This window comes from Mycolicibacterium rutilum (genome assembly GCF_900108565.1).
GTDB lineage: Bacteria > Actinomycetota > Actinomycetes > Mycobacteriales > Mycobacteriaceae > Mycobacterium > Mycobacterium rutilum.
In genome coordinates this window covers 127,776-145,000 of sequence record NZ_LT629971.1, presented here as the reverse complement: position 1 = coordinate 145,000, position 17,225 = coordinate 127,776, and the positions used below count along the sequence as shown (strand labels likewise).

General features: G+C 68.7%; 17 protein-coding genes and 1 pseudogene. 12 read left to right on the top strand and 6 right to left on the bottom strand.

Going from position 1 to position 17,225, the window contains the following annotated elements; translation table 11 throughout:
• The first annotated feature begins 55 nt into the window (after positions 1 to 55).
• Genes BLW81_RS00675 through BLW81_RS00620 form a run of 11 tightly spaced genes read left to right on the top strand, consistent with a single transcriptional unit; the run spans position 56 to position 10,673 of the window.
• Positions 56 to 1,267, top strand: coding sequence for an Rv0361 family membrane protein (locus BLW81_RS00675; protein ID WP_083405515.1), 1,212 nt, complete (start codon positions 56 to 58; stop codon positions 1,265 to 1,267).
• Positions 1,264 to 2,409: a DUF4878 domain-containing protein gene (locus BLW81_RS00670; protein WP_157897527.1), complete on the top strand. Its 1,146-nt coding sequence runs from the start codon at positions 1,264 to 1,266 to the stop codon at positions 2,407 to 2,409. Before BLW81_RS00675 ends, BLW81_RS00670 begins: the two co-directional genes overlap by 4 nt.
• Positions 2,406 to 3,575, top strand: coding sequence for a DUF4878 domain-containing protein (locus tag BLW81_RS00660; protein ID WP_197680348.1), 1,170 nt, complete (start codon positions 2,406 to 2,408; stop codon positions 3,573 to 3,575). Before BLW81_RS00670 ends, BLW81_RS00660 begins: the two co-directional genes overlap by 4 nt.
• 25 nt (positions 3,576 to 3,600) lie before the next feature.
• Positions 3,601 to 4,602 carry an AAA family ATPase gene (locus tag BLW81_RS00655; RefSeq protein WP_083405512.1) on the top strand — a complete coding sequence of 334 codons (1,002 nt, stop codon included), beginning with the start codon at positions 3,601 to 3,603 and terminating at the stop codon, positions 4,600 to 4,602.
• 4 nt (positions 4,603 to 4,606) lie between these two features.
• The gene (locus tag BLW81_RS00650) at positions 4,607 to 5,482 is read left to right on the top strand and encodes a DUF58 domain-containing protein (protein WP_083405511.1); all 876 of its coding nucleotides are present in this window, start codon (positions 4,607 to 4,609) and stop codon (positions 5,480 to 5,482) included.
• Positions 5,469 to 5,945, top strand: coding sequence for a hypothetical protein (locus BLW81_RS00645; protein ID WP_083405510.1), 477 nt, complete (start codon positions 5,469 to 5,471; stop codon positions 5,943 to 5,945). The genes BLW81_RS00650 and BLW81_RS00645 overlap by 14 nt, the downstream gene beginning before the upstream one ends.
• Complete coding sequence (locus BLW81_RS00640; RefSeq protein ID WP_083405509.1) at positions 5,936 to 7,018, top strand: hypothetical protein; 1,083 nt, start codon at positions 5,936 to 5,938, stop codon at positions 7,016 to 7,018. The genes BLW81_RS00645 and BLW81_RS00640 overlap by 10 nt, the downstream gene beginning before the upstream one ends.
• On the top strand, positions 7,015 to 8,085 hold the full coding sequence (locus tag BLW81_RS00635; RefSeq protein ID WP_083405508.1) for a vWA domain-containing protein: 1,071 nt from the start codon (positions 7,015 to 7,017) through the stop codon (positions 8,083 to 8,085). The genes BLW81_RS00640 and BLW81_RS00635 overlap by 4 nt, the downstream gene beginning before the upstream one ends.
• Positions 8,082 to 9,131 (top strand): hypothetical protein, encoded by a 1,050-nt coding sequence (locus tag BLW81_RS00630; RefSeq protein ID WP_083405507.1) that lies wholly within the window; start codon positions 8,082 to 8,084, stop codon positions 9,129 to 9,131. Before BLW81_RS00635 ends, BLW81_RS00630 begins: the two co-directional genes overlap by 4 nt.
• A 43-nt stretch (positions 9,132 to 9,174) precedes the next feature.
• Complete coding sequence (locus BLW81_RS00625) at positions 9,175 to 9,540, top strand: VOC family protein (RefSeq protein ID WP_083405506.1); 366 nt, start codon at positions 9,175 to 9,177, stop codon at positions 9,538 to 9,540.
• Entirely contained in the window at positions 9,537 to 10,673 is a 1,137-nt protein-coding gene (locus tag BLW81_RS00620; protein ID WP_157897864.1) for an NAD(P)/FAD-dependent oxidoreductase, read from the top strand. Before BLW81_RS00625 ends, BLW81_RS00620 begins: the two co-directional genes overlap by 4 nt.
• Before the next feature lies 1 nt (position 10,674).
• On the opposite strand, the gene BLW81_RS00615 is transcribed toward BLW81_RS00620, so the two are convergent.
• Positions 10,675 to 11,655 carry a magnesium transporter CorA family protein gene (locus tag BLW81_RS00615; protein ID WP_083410232.1) on the bottom strand — a complete coding sequence of 327 codons (981 nt, stop codon included), beginning with the start codon at positions 11,653 to 11,655 and terminating at the stop codon, positions 10,675 to 10,677.
• A gap of 64 nt (positions 11,656 to 11,719) precedes the next feature.
• Between BLW81_RS00615 and BLW81_RS00610 the strand changes: the two are divergent.
• Positions 11,720 to 12,651 (top strand): annotated as a pseudogene (locus BLW81_RS00610) (NAD-dependent epimerase/dehydratase family protein).
• Here the strand turns inward: BLW81_RS00610 and BLW81_RS00605 are convergent.
• The 5 genes from BLW81_RS00605 to BLW81_RS00585 form a co-directional block, all read right to left on the bottom strand.
• Positions 12,652 to 12,951 (bottom strand): STAS domain-containing protein, encoded by a 300-nt coding sequence (locus tag BLW81_RS00605; protein WP_083405504.1) that lies wholly within the window; start codon positions 12,949 to 12,951, stop codon positions 12,652 to 12,654.
• Between the two features lie 245 nt (positions 12,952 to 13,196).
• Positions 13,197 to 14,756 carry an HD domain-containing phosphohydrolase gene (locus BLW81_RS00600; protein ID WP_235632134.1) on the bottom strand — a complete coding sequence of 520 codons (1,560 nt, stop codon included), beginning with the start codon at positions 14,754 to 14,756 and terminating at the stop codon, positions 13,197 to 13,199.
• 31 nt (positions 14,757 to 14,787) lie between these two features.
• Positions 14,788 to 15,522 carry a hypothetical protein gene (locus BLW81_RS00595; protein ID WP_083405503.1) on the bottom strand — a complete coding sequence of 245 codons (735 nt, stop codon included), beginning with the start codon at positions 15,520 to 15,522 and terminating at the stop codon, positions 14,788 to 14,790.
• Positions 15,523 to 15,767: 245 nt separating this feature from the next.
• Positions 15,768 to 16,358 (bottom strand): TetR/AcrR family transcriptional regulator, encoded by a 591-nt coding sequence (locus BLW81_RS00590; RefSeq protein ID WP_083405502.1) that lies wholly within the window; start codon positions 16,356 to 16,358, stop codon positions 15,768 to 15,770.
• Between the two features lie 9 nt (positions 16,359 to 16,367).
• Positions 16,368 to 17,063: a crotonase/enoyl-CoA hydratase family protein gene (locus BLW81_RS00585; protein ID WP_083405501.1), complete on the bottom strand. Its 696-nt coding sequence runs from the start codon at positions 17,061 to 17,063 to the stop codon at positions 16,368 to 16,370.
• Between the last annotated feature and the right edge of the window lie 162 nt (positions 17,064 to 17,225).

The following is a 17,225-nucleotide window of genomic DNA, read 5'->3' as shown; positions in this document are numbered from 1 at the left end:
CCGGGGCCACCGTTCATGTTGAGGCGCAGTTGGCGCATGACCGTCGGGGGTTTTGATGAGCGACCGCCATGATTTCGGCGGGCCCAACCCGATCGGCGGGCCGGCGGGCGCGCCGCCACCACCACCACCACCACCACCGCAGGCGCCCTGGCAGCCGCCGCAGCAGGAACCGCCCGCGCAGTGGCCGCAGGAGCCGCCGCCGTATCAGGACTATCCGCCTCAATATCCGCCGCAGTATCCGGGCCAGTTCTATCCGAACCAGTTCGGCCCGAACCAGATTCAGCCGCGACCGCCGAAGCGGCGCAAGGGCCTGCTGATCGGTATCGGCGCCGCGGCGGCGGTCATCGTCCTGGTGGTGGCCGGTGTGGTGATCTTCTCCGGGAGCGGCGCCGGCGGGGGCGGGGCCGCCACTCCCGGCGAGGCGGTGCAGGGGTACCTGGACGCGCTGGCCCGCGGTGACGCGGAGGCGGCGCTGTCGTTCTCCCAGCAGGTCCCGCCGGACAAGACGTTCCTCACCGACGAGATCCTCAAGAAGCAGGCCGAGAAGTACCCGATCACCAACATCACGATCCTCGGCGAGAACACCAGCGCCAAGGGCGCGACAGTGCAGGTGCGCGCCGATTTCGGCGGCAAGACCTCCGATCAGGAGATCACGCTGCCCAAACCGGCGGACGGCGATGACTGGAAGCTGCAGCGCGGCGTGGCATCCGTCGACGCCAACATCGGCAATCTGACGAGCAAGAAGCTTGTCGAGATGGTGACGATCTTCGGCAAGCCGGTACCCAAGACCGGCAAGGCGTACCTGTTTCCGGGGTGGGTCGACTTCGGTTCGACCAACCCGAACGTCGAGATCGTCAATTACAAGGACGAACCGCCGTCGCTGCAGGAGATCTGGCTCGGTCTGTCGAGCAGCCGCCCCGAGTACTCGATCTCCGAGGCCGGTCAGAAGGCCATCCGCGATGCACTCAAGTCGATGGCCGACGAGTGCGCGCGGTCCAACCAACTGGAGCCGCCCGACTGCCCCAACGACTTCAAGATCCCCAGCGCCGTGGAGGGCACCGCGAAATGGACGGCGCCGACCAACTTCGACGACATCGACGCGGACTTCCTCGACCAGCGGACCGCGACGGTGCGGTTGTACGGGTCCACCGAATGGGGCATCACGGTGCAGACCGACCGCGGTCCGTACAGCACCACCACCACCGCCTATGTGACGGGCGAGGCGGACATCTCGCAGGACCCGCCGAAGATCACGTTGGAAAGGTGATGAGCAACCAGCCGCCGCCCTGGCCGGGTCCCAACCCGCAGCCGTCATGGGGCAGTCCGCAACAACCATGGGTCAACCCGCCCGGCTATCCCACTGCGCCGCAGGGCTATCCGCCACAGTTCGGGGGTCCGCCACCGCCGAAGAACCGCAAGCCGCTGCTGATCACGATCGGTGCGTCGGTGGTGGTCCTGGTGGTGATCGCGGTCGTCACCGCGGCGCTGCTGCTTTCGGGCGGGGACGCCGAGGACACCGGTGACGCCGCGGCCGGCACCGCGAAGACGAGCGGCGACGCCAGCGAGGTGGTCAAGTCGTATCTCGAGGCGCTCAGCCGCGGCGACGCGGAGGCGGCGTTGTCGCTCGGGTCGACCCGGCCGGGATCCGACGACCTGCTCACCGACGAGGTCCTCAAAAAGCAGATCGACGCGCTGCCGATCACCGACATCGAGATCCTCGGTGAGACAGCGGGAGTCGACGCCGACCACGTCGCCGTCAAGGCCGCGGCCCGGTTCGGCGACCGCCGCTCCGAAGGCAACATCTCGATGGTGCGCGACGACAACGGCTGGAAACTCCAGTACGCGTTCGTCAACGTCGGGACGCTCGCCGAGAAGAACGAGCTGAGCCCGGACGCGACGCTGCAGATCTTCGGCAAGCCGCTCGACAGCGCCGGCCACTTCTACGCGTTCCCCGGCTATCTGGAGGCAGGCACGTCCACGCCGTTCATCGCGGTGACCCCGCCGGGGCCGTTGGGTCTCGACCAGCTCAGCGGGTTCGCGTTCCTCGAGTTCAAGTATTCGATGACCGACGCGGGCAAGAAGGGCGCCGAGGACGCCGTGCGCGCGTGGCTGACGAAGTGCTACAGCCCGGGGCAGAAACCCGCCTACTGCAATGAGATTGTCGGCGGCGAGGATTGGGCCGACTACGACACCTCGACGATCCAGCTGACCGGACCGATCAACCTCGACGGGTTGAAGTACACCTTTCAGGGCGTGCTGCGCACCGTGATGGTGATGGGCGAAGTCAACGACGTGCCGGTCACCGTGCGGCGCAAGGACGGTCAGACCGTGCCGCTGCAGGCCCAGGTGTGGTTCACCCAGCAAGTCGACCTCGGCGAAGACCCCGCGACCGTGGTGGAGAACAAATGACGAACTTCGGTGGCCCGAACCCGATCGGCGGAGGGCAACCGCCACAACAGCCCCCGCAAGGGCAACCACCACAATGGCAACCGGCCCCGCCGCAGTGGCAGCCCCCGCAACCGCCGCAATGGCAGCCGCCGCCCACCTACCCGCCGGGCCCGGCGTTCGGCCCGCCGATCACCCCGCGACCGCCGTCGCGCAACCGGCGCCGCCTGATCCTCGCCGGGGCGGGCGTGCTGATCGCGGTGATCGTGCTCGTCGCCGGCTTCGTGGTGTTCAGCGGAGGCGACGACGGCGGCTCCGGCAGCACCAAGACCCCGGCCGACGCCATGCGCAGCTACCTCGAGGCGTTGGCCGCCGGCGACGCCGAAAAGGCACTGTCCTACGCGATCAACCAGCCGCCCGACAAATCGCTGCTGACCGACGAGATCCTGCAGAAGCAACTGGAGAAGATGCCGATCAGCGACATCGTCGTCAACGAGACCGGCGGCATCGGCGGCGTACAGGTGATGGCGACGTTCGGGCACGTCGCGATCGACGAGACCCTCTACCTCAAGCAGGGCGCCGACGGCGGCGGCTGGAAACTCGAAAACGCTGCGCTGCCATTGGATTTCCGCAAGGACGGCGGCGACGAAGCACCCGGGCTGATCGACCAGATCACGTTGTTCGGCGAGAAGATGCCCGCGTCGGGACGGCCGTACGTGTTCCCCGGCTGGGTCGACATCGCCGGCTCGAACCCGAACGTCACGACGCTGTTCACCCCGGAAGAGCCGGTCTTCCTGCTCGACAAACTGCAGTACGGGGAGAACATGAACTACGGCTTCGAGACCAGCGAGGCCGGCCAGGAGGCGGTCAAGAAGGCGATCATGGCCCTGCTGGTCGAATGCGCGAAATCGACCGAACTCTCACCGCCGAACTGCCCGCAGAACGCGGCCTCGCCGCGGGTGCAGGGCACCGCCAGGTGGACCGCGCCCACCGACCTCGACGACCTGAGCTTCACCGGCACCATCGACAACCAGGGCCTGCAACAGGTGATGGGTTCGGTCGAGTTCATGGTGACGCTGCAGGCCACCGACCCGATCTTCAACCGGAACAACCAACCGGCGCCCTACTGGTTCGAGGGCAAGGCCGACATGACCAAGAACCCGCCGACCTTCACCATCCGCAAGGCCTGACGGCCCAACCGTATTGAGGACCCCAATGACTGCGACCCGCGTGCAACCCAACGCCACCGACATGGAGAACGCGCAGCGCGTGGTCGACGCGATCGCGCGGTCGTTCTCCGCCAAGGTGGTCGGGCAGGACAACCTGCGCGAGACCCTGCTGATCGGGTTGCTCACCGGCGGGCACATCCTGCTCGAGGGGGTGCCCGGGCTGGCGAAGACGACGGCCGCGCGGGTGGTCGCCGAATCGATCTCCGGCGGCTTCAACCGCATCCAGTGCACGCCCGATCTGCTGCCCAGCGACATCCTCGGCACCCAGATCTACGACTCGGCGTCGAATTCGTTTGTCACCCAACTCGGTCCGGTGCACACCAACATCGTGTTGCTCGACGAGATCAACCGGTCCTCGGCCAAGACCCAGAGCGCGATGCTTGAGGCGATGGAGGAACGCCAGACCACCATCGCCGGGCAGACCTACCCGATGCCCGAACCGTTCCTGGTGATCGCCACCCAGAACCCGGTCGACCAGGAAGGCACCTATCCACTGTCGGAGGCGCAGACCGACCGCTTCATGCTCAAGGAGGTGCTGCGCTACCCCTCGCCGCAGGAGGAGGCCGAGGTGATCTTCCGCATCGACGCCGGGGTGTACGACCGGGATGCGCCGACGCGGCCGGTCATCAGCCTCGACGACATGCGCCAGCTGCAGTGGATCTGCTCCAACATCCACCTCGATCCGGTGCTGGTGCACTACATCTCGCAACTGGTGTACGCCACCCGCAATCCCACCGAGGTGCTGGCCCCGCAGCTGGCCCGGCTCGTCGAGTACGGCGCGAGCCCGCGCGCCACCATCGCGTTCGCCAAGGCCGCGCGCGGAGCCGCGCTGCTGACCGGGCGCAACCACGTGCTGCCCGACGACATCCGCAACGTCGCGCACCGCGTGCTGCGGCACCGGCTGATCCTGCGATTCGAGGCGATCAGCGCCGGCGTGAGCGCCGAGACGATCATCGACGCGGTGCTGCAGTCGGTGCGGGTGCCCTGACCGCATGGGCAGACACCTCAACCGGGCGATCGCCCACTTCGGCACCGACACCCGCGGCATGCTCGAGGGCGGTCACTATGCGCTGTTACACACGCGCAGCATGGAATTCGACGACCTGCGGCCCTACGTGCCCGGCGACGAGATCCGCGACATCGACTGGCGCGCGTCGGTGCGCGCCGGTGAGACGCTGGTCAAGCAGTTCGTCACCGAGAAGCACCACAAGATCCTGCTGGTCTGCGACGCCGGCCGCGACATGAGCGCGCTGACACCCAGCGGCGAGGTCAAACGCGACGTCGCCACCCTCGTCATGGGTGCCGTCGCGCTGATCAGCCAGCGGCGCACCGACCAGATCGGCATGGTCTACGGCGACTCCCACGGTTGCGCGAACGTGCGGCCGCGCCGCGGCGAGAACCACATCGAGGGCATGCTCGACGGCTACTACGCGCACAGCCTCGGGGACGTCGGCACCAGTGACATTGTCACGCAACTCGATTACGTCGCGCTGGGCCACCGGCGCCGCCTGCTGATCGTCGTGGTCAGCGACGAACCCGACGTCACCGACCGCCTCGACGACGTCGTCACCCGGCTCACGTCGCGCCACGAACTGGTGTGGGTCGCTGTCGCCGACATGCCCGCCGTCGGCGCCGACGCCGGTGAGCAGGACGCCTACGACGTGGCCACCGGCCGGTTCGTCCCCGACGGCGTCACCCTCGGGCCGGCGGTGGCAGCCGCCTACCGCAAAGCCGAGGCTCGCCGCGCCGCCGAACTCGACGAGTTCTTCCTCACCCGCGCCGTGCCGTTCGTGCGGATCAACAGCAGTGCCGAGATCCGCGCGAAGATGGTCGAACTCACGGAGGCCTACAGCCATGCCGGGCGATGATCTGCTGCGCTTCATCGGCGGGCCGCTGCCGCTGCCGGGATGGTGGACGTTGCTGGCCGTGCTGCTCGTCGTGGTGGCCGTCGGGTGGTGCGTCGGCGTCGTGCTGTGGACGCTGCCGCCGGCGCGGCTACGCAGGATCCCGGTGCTGCGCAACCTGCACGCCAAGCTCGTGCGGCGCCGGTTCTCGAAGACGATCGCCGACACCACCGCCCGGTACCAGGCGCGGGCGCTGACAGGGCCGCAGGCCAGCGCCGCCTACGGTCGCGCTGTGCGCAGTTTCCTGTTCGTGGCCACCGGAGTTCGCGCACAGTACCTGCACCTGGCCGAGCTGCGCGACGGTGAGCTCGCCCGCGCGGTGCCCGTGCTGACCAGGCTGCACGACGCGCAGTTCAACGCCGACTCGCGCGCCGACGTCACGGCGCTGGGCCGCTCGGCGGAGGAGTTGATCCGCACGTGGAGCTGAAATGGTGGGTGATCCTCGCAGCCGGCCTGCTGTGCCTGGCGGTCGGCGCCGCCGCGGCCTGGCTGGCACCGGTCGAACGGGTCGCGCGCCGGCTGCGCCCGCTGGCCCACGTCAACCGGCTCACCCGACTGCCCGAATTCGCCCGCGTGCAACGCATCTACATGATTACGATGGCTGTCACCGCCGGGCTGCTGCTCATCGTGTTCCTGTCGGCGATCGTCGCGGCCGCGCGCCCGGTCCAGCTCGCCGCCGCAGACGACGGATACGACGCCGCCCACCCACGCGACGTCATGCTGTGCGTCGGGCAGCCGGTCACCGACCCCACCACCGCCGACTTCCTCAATTACTATGCCGAACAGGCGAAGTCGTTCACCAACGAACAGATCGGCCTGACGTCGGCCAACCTGCGGGTGATGCCGATGACCCGCGACAACACGTTCATCGAGCAGCGGCTGCGGTACTTCGCGTCGATGCCACAGATCCAGCAGGCCCTCGACACGCACCAGGAGGTGTCGCTCGACGACCGCCTCGAACTGGCCGGCGGCATCGAAGCGTTCGCCCGCACCGTCAACTACGTCGACTACGCCACCAGCCTCGAGGATGTACTCGCGTTGTGCCTGAGCGGTTTTCCCGCGCTGGACAACACCAGCGACCACCGTCGCCAACTGGTCTACCTCGGCTACAGCCGGTTCCGCAGCTCCGAGGAGACCCGGCCCGCGCTGTACACCCTCGATCAGGTGCAGAGCATGGCGCAGCGCGGCGGTGTGCAAATCAACGCGATCTCCCGCGCCGACGTCGCCGAGACCAGCGACCAGGGCAACGACGGCCTGCGGACACTGACCGACGCGACCGGCGGCCGGTTCACGCTCTACAACCCCGCGGGCACGGCGGGCGGCACCAGCCAGGTGCTCAGCGCCAGCCTCGAGGAGATCACCGACAATCCGCCGGCGGCGGCGTCGCTGGGCGTCAGCACGAACACGCCGCGGTACTTCGACAAACCGCAACTGCCGCTCGCCGTCGCGGTGGTGGCGGCCGCGCTGCTGTCGGTCGGTCTGGTGGTGTTGCGGCGATGACGTTCCTTCCTGTGCTGCCGGTGTACGTGATCGCGGTCCTGGCCGCGGTGATCGTGATCGTGCGGGTGGTGACGCTGTACCGGCTGCTGGTGCGCACACCGGCGGGCCGATACCGCGACGTGGTGCTGCGCTGGTCGGGGCTGACGTTCGCGGTCCTGCTGCTGGCGCTGGCGGCGCTGCGGCCCGGACATCCGATGGACGGCGACCGCACCGCCTCGGCGACGGCGTCCTACGTCTCCGACGTCAACCTCATCCTGGTCGTCGACCGCTCGGTCACCTCGCGGGTCGCCGACTACGGCGACGACGAGGCGCGCATGGTCGGCGTCCGCAACGACATCACCGCACTGCTCGACGAGTACCGCGGCGCGCGGGTGAGCATGATCGGTTTCGCGACCAAGGCCGCCGTCGACTGGCCGCTGTCGGCCGACGAGTTCAGCTTCCGGGCCTACGCCAAGAACCTGTCGGCGTACTCACTCGTCGCACCCGACGCCGTCGACCACATCAACCCCACCGCGGCCAACGACCTACTGCGCCAACAACTCGAACAGGCCAAGAAGAACTATCCGCGCGCCCAGAACGTGGTGTTCTACTTCGGCGACGGCACCCTCGGGTCGCAGGTGTCGTATGAACCGTTCGACGTGCCGGCCGATCTGATCACCGCCGGGGCGGTGTTCGGTTACGGCACCACCGCCGGCGGGCCGATCCCCGCCAACTACGCCGCCGGGCGCAAGCTGTACCTGCCGGTCACCGGCACGTCGACGGTGATGACCGCGCCGATGGACCAGCAGCGGCTCGAGAACATCGCCGAGAGCCTCAATATGCCCTACGTGCACCGCGAGGCCGGCCAGGACATCACGCCGGTGCTGCCCGCGGTCAACGCCGGGAGCATGTCCGACACCGTCGAGGCCGGGCGAAACGACCCGCAGGTCGGGCGCACCGAGTGGTACTGGGTCTTCGCGCTGCTGGCGTCGGCGCTGGTGCTCGTCGAGGTGATCCTCACGGTCCGCGAATACCGGCGGAACAGGTTGTCGCGCAGCGACTTCACCGCGCAGGACGTGACCCGATGATGTTGCGCCGCGCCCCGGAGACCCTGCTGCGACGGTGGCGGGCCTGGTATCACCCGCCGCGCAGCCGGCTGCGGCTGCGCCGCCGCGCGCTGCTGTTCTCCGCGCCGGTGCTGATCGGTCTGCTGGTGGCCGCCGGTCTGATTGCGAACATGGTGAAGGTGGGCAACTCGGCGGTGTCGGCGTTCGCCAACCACGACACCGCGACGCTGCGCAGCGACGTCGAACGGCTCCGCAGCTTCGGTGTCATCGACTCGGGGACAATCGGTTTGGCCGAGGGTGACGTGCTCGTGCTGGAAGGCAAGCTGGTCGACGCCGAGGCCCGCTTCGCCGAGGCGTTGGATGCGACGAGCGCTGAGGCGTCGTGTCCGGTGCGGGTCAACCTCGAACTGGTCCGCGAGACACTCGGTGATCTCGCCGTCTCCAGCGGTCGCAGCGCCGACGCCGACACGCTGTACCGCGACGCGCTCACCGTCGTCGGCGAGGCGCCGGCCGGCTGCTTCGCCGACAACACCGACCCGGTCGCGGACCGTCAGGCGGTGCGCGCCGACGCGCAGGCCCGGTTGGAGCGCAAGCTCGCGATCATCAACGAGCCGCCGGCCCCGACCCCGCCGCCGACGCTGGCCACCGTCACGCCGGAGCCTCCGCCGCCGCCCGGGTCGACCGGCCAGCAGATCGGCCCGCCGCCGGGGCTGCCGCCGATCGGCCAGCCGGGCCAAGGCCCGGGACCGGGTCCCGGGCCGGGGCAGGAGCAGGGTCAGCCGCCGAACCTGCCGGGGGAGAACCTGCCCGCGCCCCCGCCACCACCACCGCCCCCGCCCGCGCCGGCAGCGCCCGCCGAACCGGGCCCGGGTGATCTGCAGGTGGCCGACCCCACCGCGCCGAACCCGACTCGGATCCTCGGCCAGGTCGGCCCCGACGGTCTGCCGATCGGCGACCCCAACACCGCCGGCCCGCCGTTGAGCCTCAAACCCGGCGAGGGCGAGCCTCGCGACCGGCTGCAGGAGATGCTGGGGAACGCCAATTCTTACGGCGGGCAGCGCGAGTAGCCGGCACCGTTTGAGCCGTGCGTGCAGCGGTAACCCGGCGACCATGATCGGCCAACTACGTACCGTCGTCCTCGACTCCCGGAATCCGAGGGAACTCGGCCGGTTCTACGCCGGCGTGATCGGCGGGGACCTCGATGACGAGGACGACACCTGGGTGGTGCTCACCGACCCGAGCGGGCGCCGGATCGCGTTCCAGTACTCACCCGAGCACGAGGCGCCGACCTTTCCCGACCCGAAGGGCTCGCAGCAGCTGCACCTCGACATTCTCGTCGAGGACCCCGACGCCGCCGAGCAGGAAGTGCTCGAGCTCGGGGCGACCCGCGTGACAGGGGTGCCGGAGACCGACTTCCGCGTGTTCCGTGACCCGTCCGGCCACACCTTCTGTCTCGTCTTCAACATCACGGGCTGACGGCCGTGTCCGGGTTGGTCGTCATCGGCAGTGGCGCAGCGGGCGTGAGCGCCGCCGAGACGTTCCGGGCCCGGCATCCGAACATCCCCGTGCGGATCCTGACCACCGATCCGGCGCTGCCGTACGCCAAGCCGCCGCTGAGCAAGGACTTCCTGTGTGACCGCGACACCCGCCTGGATCTGCACAGCGCGGCGTGGTTCGACCGCAACCGCGTCGAGCTGATCCGCGGCGTCACCGTGCGCGGCATCGACGTGGAGCGGCAGGAGGTGGTGACCGCGGGCGGCCGGCGATACGCGTACTGGCATCTGGTCGTCGCGTCCGGTTCGGCGGCGGTGCGCCCGCCGGTCGCCGGGATCGAGTCCGCGCTGACGCTGCGGTCGTTCGCCGACGCGGTCGCGCTGAAGATGGCGGCGCGGTACGCCGACTGCGCGGTGGTGATCGGCGCGGGGCTGATCGGGTGTGAGGCGGCGTCGTGTCTGGCCGGGCGGGGTGTCGCGACGATGATCGTCGCCGCCGAGCACGTGCCGCTGCAGCGGAGGTTCGGCGCACAGGCCGGCGAACGCGTCGCGAAAATCCTGTCGGACACCGGAGTTCGTTTCGCGGGCGACACCACCGTCGCCGCGATCGAGGACGGCCGGGTGGTGCTGGGCACCGGCGAGACCGTCGAGGCGGACCTGGTGGTCAGCGCGGCGGGAGTGCGGCCCGACATCCGGCTGGCCGAGGCGGCGGGCATCGCGACCCGCGACGGGCGGATCGTGGTCGACGAGCACATGCACACCTCGGCGCGCAACGTGTACGCCGCCGGCGATGTGGCGTTGGCGCACAACGTGACCGCGGGGCGGCCGATCCCCGCCGAGCATTGGCGCGACGCGGCGCATCAGGGCCGGGTGGCCGGGCTGACCGCGGCGGGGTTCTCGGCGGTGTGGGACATCGTGCCGTCGTACGCGTCGGTGATCGACAGTTCGGTGCTGCGCTACCGCGGTTGGGGTGCGGGCTACGAGCGCAGCCGGTTCGTCGAGCACCACAACGGGTTCACGGTGTGGTACGAGTCGGGCGACGACGTGGTCGGTGTGCTGACGCTCAACGCCGACGACGACTACCGGCGCGCCGAGCAGATGCTGCGATCCGCTTGACTCACAACCAGTCTCGCTTCTTGAACATCACGTAGAGCACGATCACCAGCACCACGATCAGCAGGGTGCTCACGATGAAGCCGCTCGCGGTCTCGATGCCGGGGTAGAGCACGTTCTGGCCGTAGAAGCCGGTGACGGCGGTCGGCACCGCGATGATCGCGGCCCAGCCGGTGAGCTTTTTCATGACCATGTTGAGGCGGGCGTCCTGCAGCGACAGGTTGGTCTCGAAGACCGTCGTGATCATGTCGCGCAACGACTCTGTCCACTCCGAGACCCGCAGCACGTGGTCGTAGAGGTCGGCGTAGAGCGGGTCGAGTTCGGGGGCGGTCTTGGCGTCGAGGCGGCGGTGCTGGATGGAATTGACGACCTCGCGCATCGGCAGCACGACGCGGCGCAGTTCGACGAGATCCTTGCGCAGCCGGTAGGTCTTGCGCTGCAGATCGCCGCGCTGGGGCCGCTCCTCGAACAGTTCGTCCTCGAGGTCTTCGATCTCGTCGTCGAGTTTCTGCACGGCTTCGAAGTGGCCGTCGACGACGACGTCGAGCAGGCCGTGCACCAGGGCGCCGACGCCGTACTCCTGGCCGCCGAGTTCGTCGAAGCGCTGCGAGACGGTGTCGATGTCGAATTCGGGGGACAGTCGCACGGTGATCAGCCCGCGCGGCAGCACGAACCCGGAGATGCGGTGGATCGACAGCTTGGAGCCGTCATCGTCGGGAGCCTCGGAGACCGCGTAGACGGTGAAGAAGGTGTGGGTGCGGTAGACGACGGCTTTGGTGCGCTCGGACTCGGCGATCGCGTCCTCGACGGCCCAGGTGTTCAGGCCGAGTTCTTGCGCGAGGTCTTCGAGCGTGCTGTGCACGGGATCGTAGATGTCGCACCAGACCAGCGCGTCGTCCTCGCCGAGATAGTCCGAGATCGAGGAGAAGTCGAACTCGTCCTGCGGTTTGCCGCCCCGCCAGACCCGGCCCCGGATATGTGTCACCGCTCCATCATGGCAGCGGGCGATTTCGGCGCCGTCTTTGCCTTGCATCGGTACTGTGAAGCCGGTGCGAGCGCTGGTGACGGGGGCGGCCGGCTTCATCGGATCGGCCTTGGTCGACCGCTTGCTGACCGACGGTCACACAGTGACTGGACTGGACGACCTGAGTTCGGGTCGCGCCGAGAACCTCGCCGAGGCGCGGCAGCACGGTACCTTCGCGTTCGTCGAGGCGGACATCGTCACCGCCGACCTTGCCGGCTTGCTGTCTGAGGCGAGACCCGAGGTGGTATTCCATTTGGCGGCGCAGATCTCGGTTACCCGATCCGTCGCCGACCCGCAGTTCGACTCCACCGTCAATGTCGTTGGCACCGTGCGGCTCGCCGAGGCGTGCCGCCGTGCCGGAGTCCGCAAGATCGTGCACACCTCATCCGGTGGCGCCATTTACGGTGTGCCGCCGAGTTACCCTGTCTCCGAACAGGTCCCGACCGATCCCGCTTCACCGTACGCCGCGGGCAAGGTGCCGGCGAGGTGTATCTGAACATGTACCGCAACCTCCACGGACTCCAGTGTTCGCACATCGCGCCGGGCAACGTTTACGGGCCGCGCCAGAATCCGCACGGAGAGGCGGGCGTCGTCGCGATCTTCGTCAACGCACTGCTCGCCGGCGAACCGACAACGATCTTCGGCGACGGCAGCGACACCCGCGATTACGTCTTCGTCGACGATGTGGTGGACGCCTACGTGCGGGCCGGCGGACAGGCCGGTGACGGTCAACGCTTCAACATCGGGACCGGTACGGAAACGTCGACTACCCAATTGCATTCGATCGTGGCGCGGGCGACAGGACGGCCCGATGAACCGGAGTTCAGCCCGCCGCGTGTCGGTGATCTGAGGCGCTCATGCCTCGACATCCGCCTCGCAAGTGAAGTGCTCGACTGGCGACCTCGTGTCGGGATCGTCGAGGGTGTCGCGAAGACGGTGGATTTCTTCCGGCGGTGATCAGTCGATCGTCTGGGGCAAGTTGCCGTCGGGATCGCAGATGTCCACCACGCGGGACACGATCGACCCGCACTGCAGCGTCCATTCGACGTTGGCGCGTCCGCACCGAACGTTGATGGTGCGCAACGCCGCGAAGCCGGCGCTGGAGAAGAACGTCACGTCCCGCAGATCCAGCACGAGGTTGCGGCAGTTCGCCGCGTAACGAAAGACGTACTCGCGTAATTGTGCGGCGTTGGACGCATCGACCTCACCCCGAGCGGTGATGCGCACGACGTACGGGTCAATCCATTCGGTGGACATGGTCAACTGGTTGCGACCCTCGTGATTTGGGGACGGCTGGGTAGAGGTGGAGCGGGTCATCGAGATCTCCGGGGAATGGAGGAAAAAGCTAGGACGGTCACGTCGAGGCGTCAAGCGGCGGATTCACGCTTGGAACTGTGACGTTTCCGGAAGGCTGGAAACTCAACCTGCTTCCTCAGGCTACCCCGGCGATCTCCGTCCACCTAATCTTCGAGCGAATTCTCACCCAACCGCCAGCTTCCGACTCATTCGCTCGTCAGGCCGTGTTCCAGCGCATACAGGCTGGCGCCGATGCGGTTACTGACGCCGATTTTGGCGTAGGCACGTTCGACGTGGTTGCGCACCGTCTTCTCACTAAGCACCAGCTTGGCGGCGATGTCCTTATTGCTCGCGCCCTGCGCGACCAGTCGCAGGACTTCGACCTCGCGTGCGGTGAGCCCGTCCGGGCGCGCGGTCCGCTTGGTCGATGCGTGACCGGTCGCGTACAGCACCGCGTCGACGGCCGACGGGTCGAATTCACCGTTCGTCGCCCTCTCCCGCAGTCGCCGCGCCGCCCCCGCCGGGCCCAGCGCGTCGCGGTACGGCCGCGGCTCCAGCGCGCTCTGGTAGCTCACCGCGCAGGCCAGCACCCGGTCGGGCATGCCCAGCTGCCGCGCCGACAGCCCGCGCGGATACCCCGAACCGTCCAGGCATTCGTGATGGTTGGCCGCAACCGCGGCCACCTCCTTGAGAGCGGGTACCTGCGACAGAATCCGTTCGGTCAGATACGGGTGCAGCCGCATCCGCTCGAACTCGGCTGTGCTCAATTGCGCTGGCTTCGACCAGATTTGGTTGGACACGCCGATGCGGCCGATGTCGTGGACGTATCCGGCACGCCGGGTGGTCGCGACCGCCACGGCGTCCAGCCCGAGCGCTTCGGCTGCCGCGCCGGCCAGCGTCGCCACCGCCCGCGAATGCCCTAGTGTGAACGGGCATTTCAGGTCAACGAACTCGCCGAGCGCCACCAGCAGCGCGTCCAGTGACTCGCCGTCGAGTCGGGTGCCGTGATCCGGTGCGTACTGCAGCGCGGTCGCCCACACGTCGCCGGTCGACGGCACCGCCAGCACCCCGGCCGCATCGGCGACGAACGGGTCGACCAGCGCGGGATCGAACTGGCCGCCGCGGCGGCTGCGCACCATCGCGACAGCACCCTCGACGCCGTACTCGCGTTGATGGACTTCAGCCATGTCGGCGAGTTGGGCGACGCGCATCTCGATCGGTATCTGTTCACCCGAGGCGCCGGTGGGCAGCCCGCCGCCGTCGAACCGCTCGAAGGTGTAGCGCAGCGCGTCGCGCACGTCGGCGCCCAGGCCGATGCGGTCGGCGAGCAGACCCGCCGACGTGCAATGCGAATGGATCAGCTGCGTAATGTGCCCGCGCGCATTGGCATACAGCGTCGCCATGGTCTTGAGGCGGCTGAGCAGCGACTCGCCGTGCCCGATGTTGGTCAGCAGGAACCGTTGGTACGGCAGGCCCGACCAGTCCACCAGGTACGAGCTGCGCCGCACCGCGATGTCGTCGCCGAACCAGCGGGCGTACTCGTGCGAGTCGGCGTGACAGCCGATCCACATGATCAGCGTCGTGTAGTAGACGCAATCACGTTGTCGCTCAGTCAGACCGAGCCGGTCGGCCAGCCGCAGCGCGATCAGCGCCGAGCGCAGCATGTGTTCGGCCGGCTGGCCCAGCCCGAGGTCGACGGCGACGGACAGCGCGGCCAGCACCTCCGCCCGCGTCGGAAGCTCATGCCGGGTGGAACTGCTGGCCACGCCCTGATTGTGCACCGACAGGTCCGTCGGCTCAGCGGGAAAGGTCAAGCCGGTCGCCGTCGCGGTGCCGGGCGACGTCGAACGCTTCGAACAGGCCTTGGGCGACCACGCAGATACCGCGCTGCGGCAACTGGAAGTCGGCGAGGCTGCCCTGGGTTTCGTGCGGCCCGATCGGCCCGAGATCGACGCCTCTCAGCACGGCCGAGGAGTCAGCGACCGCCCACACCCGCCGCGGCGCGATGCGGAACTCCTGCCCGTTGGGCATGTGGCCGGTCAGCCGCACCTTGCCGATCCGCATGACCGGGCCGACGACGCGGCTCATGGCGCGTAGCAGCGTTCGGTTGCGGGCCGCCGCGGCGGGGATGCGCGACGCCATCGCGCTCATCATCGTGGTCGCCGCGGTCCTGGTGATGTCGACGCTCCAATCCAGCACCCCCGGAATCGAAATCGTCAACGACCACGGCGTGAGCCACGTCGTGTCGATGGTGCAGACGACCGGTTCGACGGTGGTCGCCGAGCTGAAGTAGCGCGAGCAGCTCTGCGGTCCCGGCGTGGTGGCGTAGAACGTCCACACGCCGTCGGGCGTGCGGTGCCAGACCGATTTGTAGGCGGGCGAGAAGGACGTCTCGGGGAAGTCGCGGTAGGCGAGATAGTGACCGTTGGCGAACGGCAGGCCCATCACGCCGAAGCCGATGACGCGCTCCTCGTCGCCGTCGGGCAGGGGCATGGACTTGGTGGCGGTCGCGGCCGCTTGTGGTGTGTTCATGGCCGCTAGCGTTGCCCGGCGGGCGGGTCGGCCACATGGGGCAATTGCCTCAATCCCTCGGGCGGCTTGGGTGTTCGCCGAGATCGACGCTAGGGCTGCTGTTCGGCTGATTTCGCGACCCTGGTGTAGAACTCGCGGAGGGGAGGCCGCATGCGGGCGATTTGGGTGTCGCCGAGATCGACGCTAGGGCTGCCGTTCGGCCGATTTCGCGACCCTGGTGTAGAACTCGCGGAGGGGAGGCCGGGTTACGGGCGCAGCCCCGCCAGCAGCGAGCGCACGCCGAGCCGCCACCGGTGCTCGATCGACGGCGCCGACGAACCCAGCCACCGCCCGAGCTCCTGCACCGCCAACCCCTGCGCCAGCGCGAGCAGCAGGTGCGCGATGTCGGAGACGTCGCCGGCGAGCAGTCCCGCGTCGACGCAGCGCTGGATGCGGCCGGTGAAGGCGTCGCGCACCGAGGCGCCAGCAGCGCGGTCGTCGGGACCCGGCTCGAGATCGGCCAGCGGCCGGGCGAACATCAGCTGCGCCAGTCGCGGATACGTCCGGCAGAACGACCGGAACACCGGCACCAGCTGTTCGAGGTCGGCGAGCGGGTCGTCGGTGGTCGGCACCTCGGCGAGTTCGGCGCCGAGGAGCCGGAATCCCTCGAACACCATCGCCCGCATCAGGCCGGCCTTGTCGGTGAACAGCTCGTAGACCGCAGGCACCGACGTGCCCGCCCGCTCGGCTACCCGCCGGGTGGTGAACCCCGCGATGCCCTCCTCGGACAGCGTCGCGATGGCCACCGTCAGCAGGTGTTCGGCCAGTTCGGGCGTGCGTTGCTTCGCCCTGGGCATACGCGCGGCCTAGCCGAGCGTGAATTCGCTTGCCAGGCCGTCGATCCCGGCGCGGATTGCCTTCAGAGCCGACTCGCGGGCCTTGAGCTTGGTGCCCAGGTGCGCGCCGGTGTGCAGGGTCGACGCCGCCTCGGCCGCCAACTCCTGGGTGCGGGTCACGACGCGGTCGGCTTCGACGATCTCGTCGAGCCACCCGGTGGCGATCGCCTCGTCGCCGACGTAGGTCGACGCCAGCGCCGCGCCCCGCTGAAACGCCGCGGGCGTCAGCCGGAACCGCATGATCTCGAGCGCGGCGTTGGGGATCGTCATGCCGATCGCGACCTCGATCGCCTGGCAGCGGGTCTTCGGCTGGCCCACGCGGTGGTCGCCGGACAGCAGCAGGAACGAGCCCATCGCGATGGCCGGGCCCGTCGCCGCCATGAACACCGGCACCGGGAACGTCAGGCACCGCACCGACAGCTCGAACCCGCTGGCCAGCATCGCCAGGGCGGCTTTCGGGTCGCCGGACTGGAACACCGACAGGTCGAATCCGCCGCTGAACACCCGGTTGTTGCCCGCGAGCACGACCGCCTTGGCGGAGTCCTTCTCGGCGCGGTCCAGGGCCTCGTTGATGGCCGCCTGCATATCGGGGCCGAGGACGTTGACCTTGCCGTCGTCGAGCGTGATCGTCGCGACGGATTCGGTCAGTTCATAGCCAACGGTCATCGCTTCTCCTTTGAATGCGGTGCGTAATCGTATCGATGTTACGAAACGTCGGCGTGGGCGTCGACAGGTGGTGGGGTAGCCCACTACGCACGACGCGTGCGTCGTCGCTCCCTAGCGTTGGTTTCAGCCCGGCAGCGAGGGGTTGCCGGGCCCCGAACATCA

Bases quoted from the DNA above. Each gene is read 5' to 3' on its own strand.
- BLW81_RS00675 (WP_083405515.1), top strand. From the start codon at position 56: ATGAGCGACCGCCATGATTTCGGCGGGCCCAACCCGATCGGCGGGCCG.
- BLW81_RS00660 (WP_197680348.1), top strand. From the start codon at position 2,406: ATGACGAACTTCGGTGGCCCGAACCCGATCGGCGGAGGGCAACCGCCA.
- BLW81_RS00650 (WP_083405511.1), top strand. From the start codon at position 4,607: ATGGGCAGACACCTCAACCGGGCGATCGCCCACTTCGGCACCGACACC.
- BLW81_RS00645 (WP_083405510.1), top strand. From the start codon at position 5,469: ATGCCGGGCGATGATCTGCTGCGCTTCATCGGCGGGCCGCTGCCGCTG.
- BLW81_RS00630 (WP_083405507.1), top strand. From the start codon at position 8,082: ATGATGTTGCGCCGCGCCCCGGAGACCCTGCTGCGACGGTGGCGGGCC.
- BLW81_RS00605 (WP_083405504.1), bottom strand. From the start codon at position 12,951: ATGTCCACCGAATGGATTGACCCGTACGTCGTGCGCATCACCGCTCGG.
- BLW81_RS00595 (WP_083405503.1), bottom strand. From the start codon at position 15,522: ATGAACACACCACAAGCGGCCGCGACCGCCACCAAGTCCATGCCCCTG.
- BLW81_RS00625 (WP_083405506.1), top strand. From the start codon at position 9,175: ATGATCGGCCAACTACGTACCGTCGTCCTCGACTCCCGGAATCCGAGG.
- BLW81_RS00655 (WP_083405512.1), top strand. From the start codon at position 3,601: ATGACTGCGACCCGCGTGCAACCCAACGCCACCGACATGGAGAACGCG.
- BLW81_RS00585 (WP_083405501.1), bottom strand. From the start codon at position 17,063: ATGACCGTTGGCTATGAACTGACCGAATCCGTCGCGACGATCACGCTC.
- BLW81_RS00635 (WP_083405508.1), top strand. From the start codon at position 7,015: ATGACGTTCCTTCCTGTGCTGCCGGTGTACGTGATCGCGGTCCTGGCC.
- BLW81_RS00590 (WP_083405502.1), bottom strand. From the start codon at position 16,358: ATGCCCAGGGCGAAGCAACGCACGCCCGAACTGGCCGAACACCTGCTG.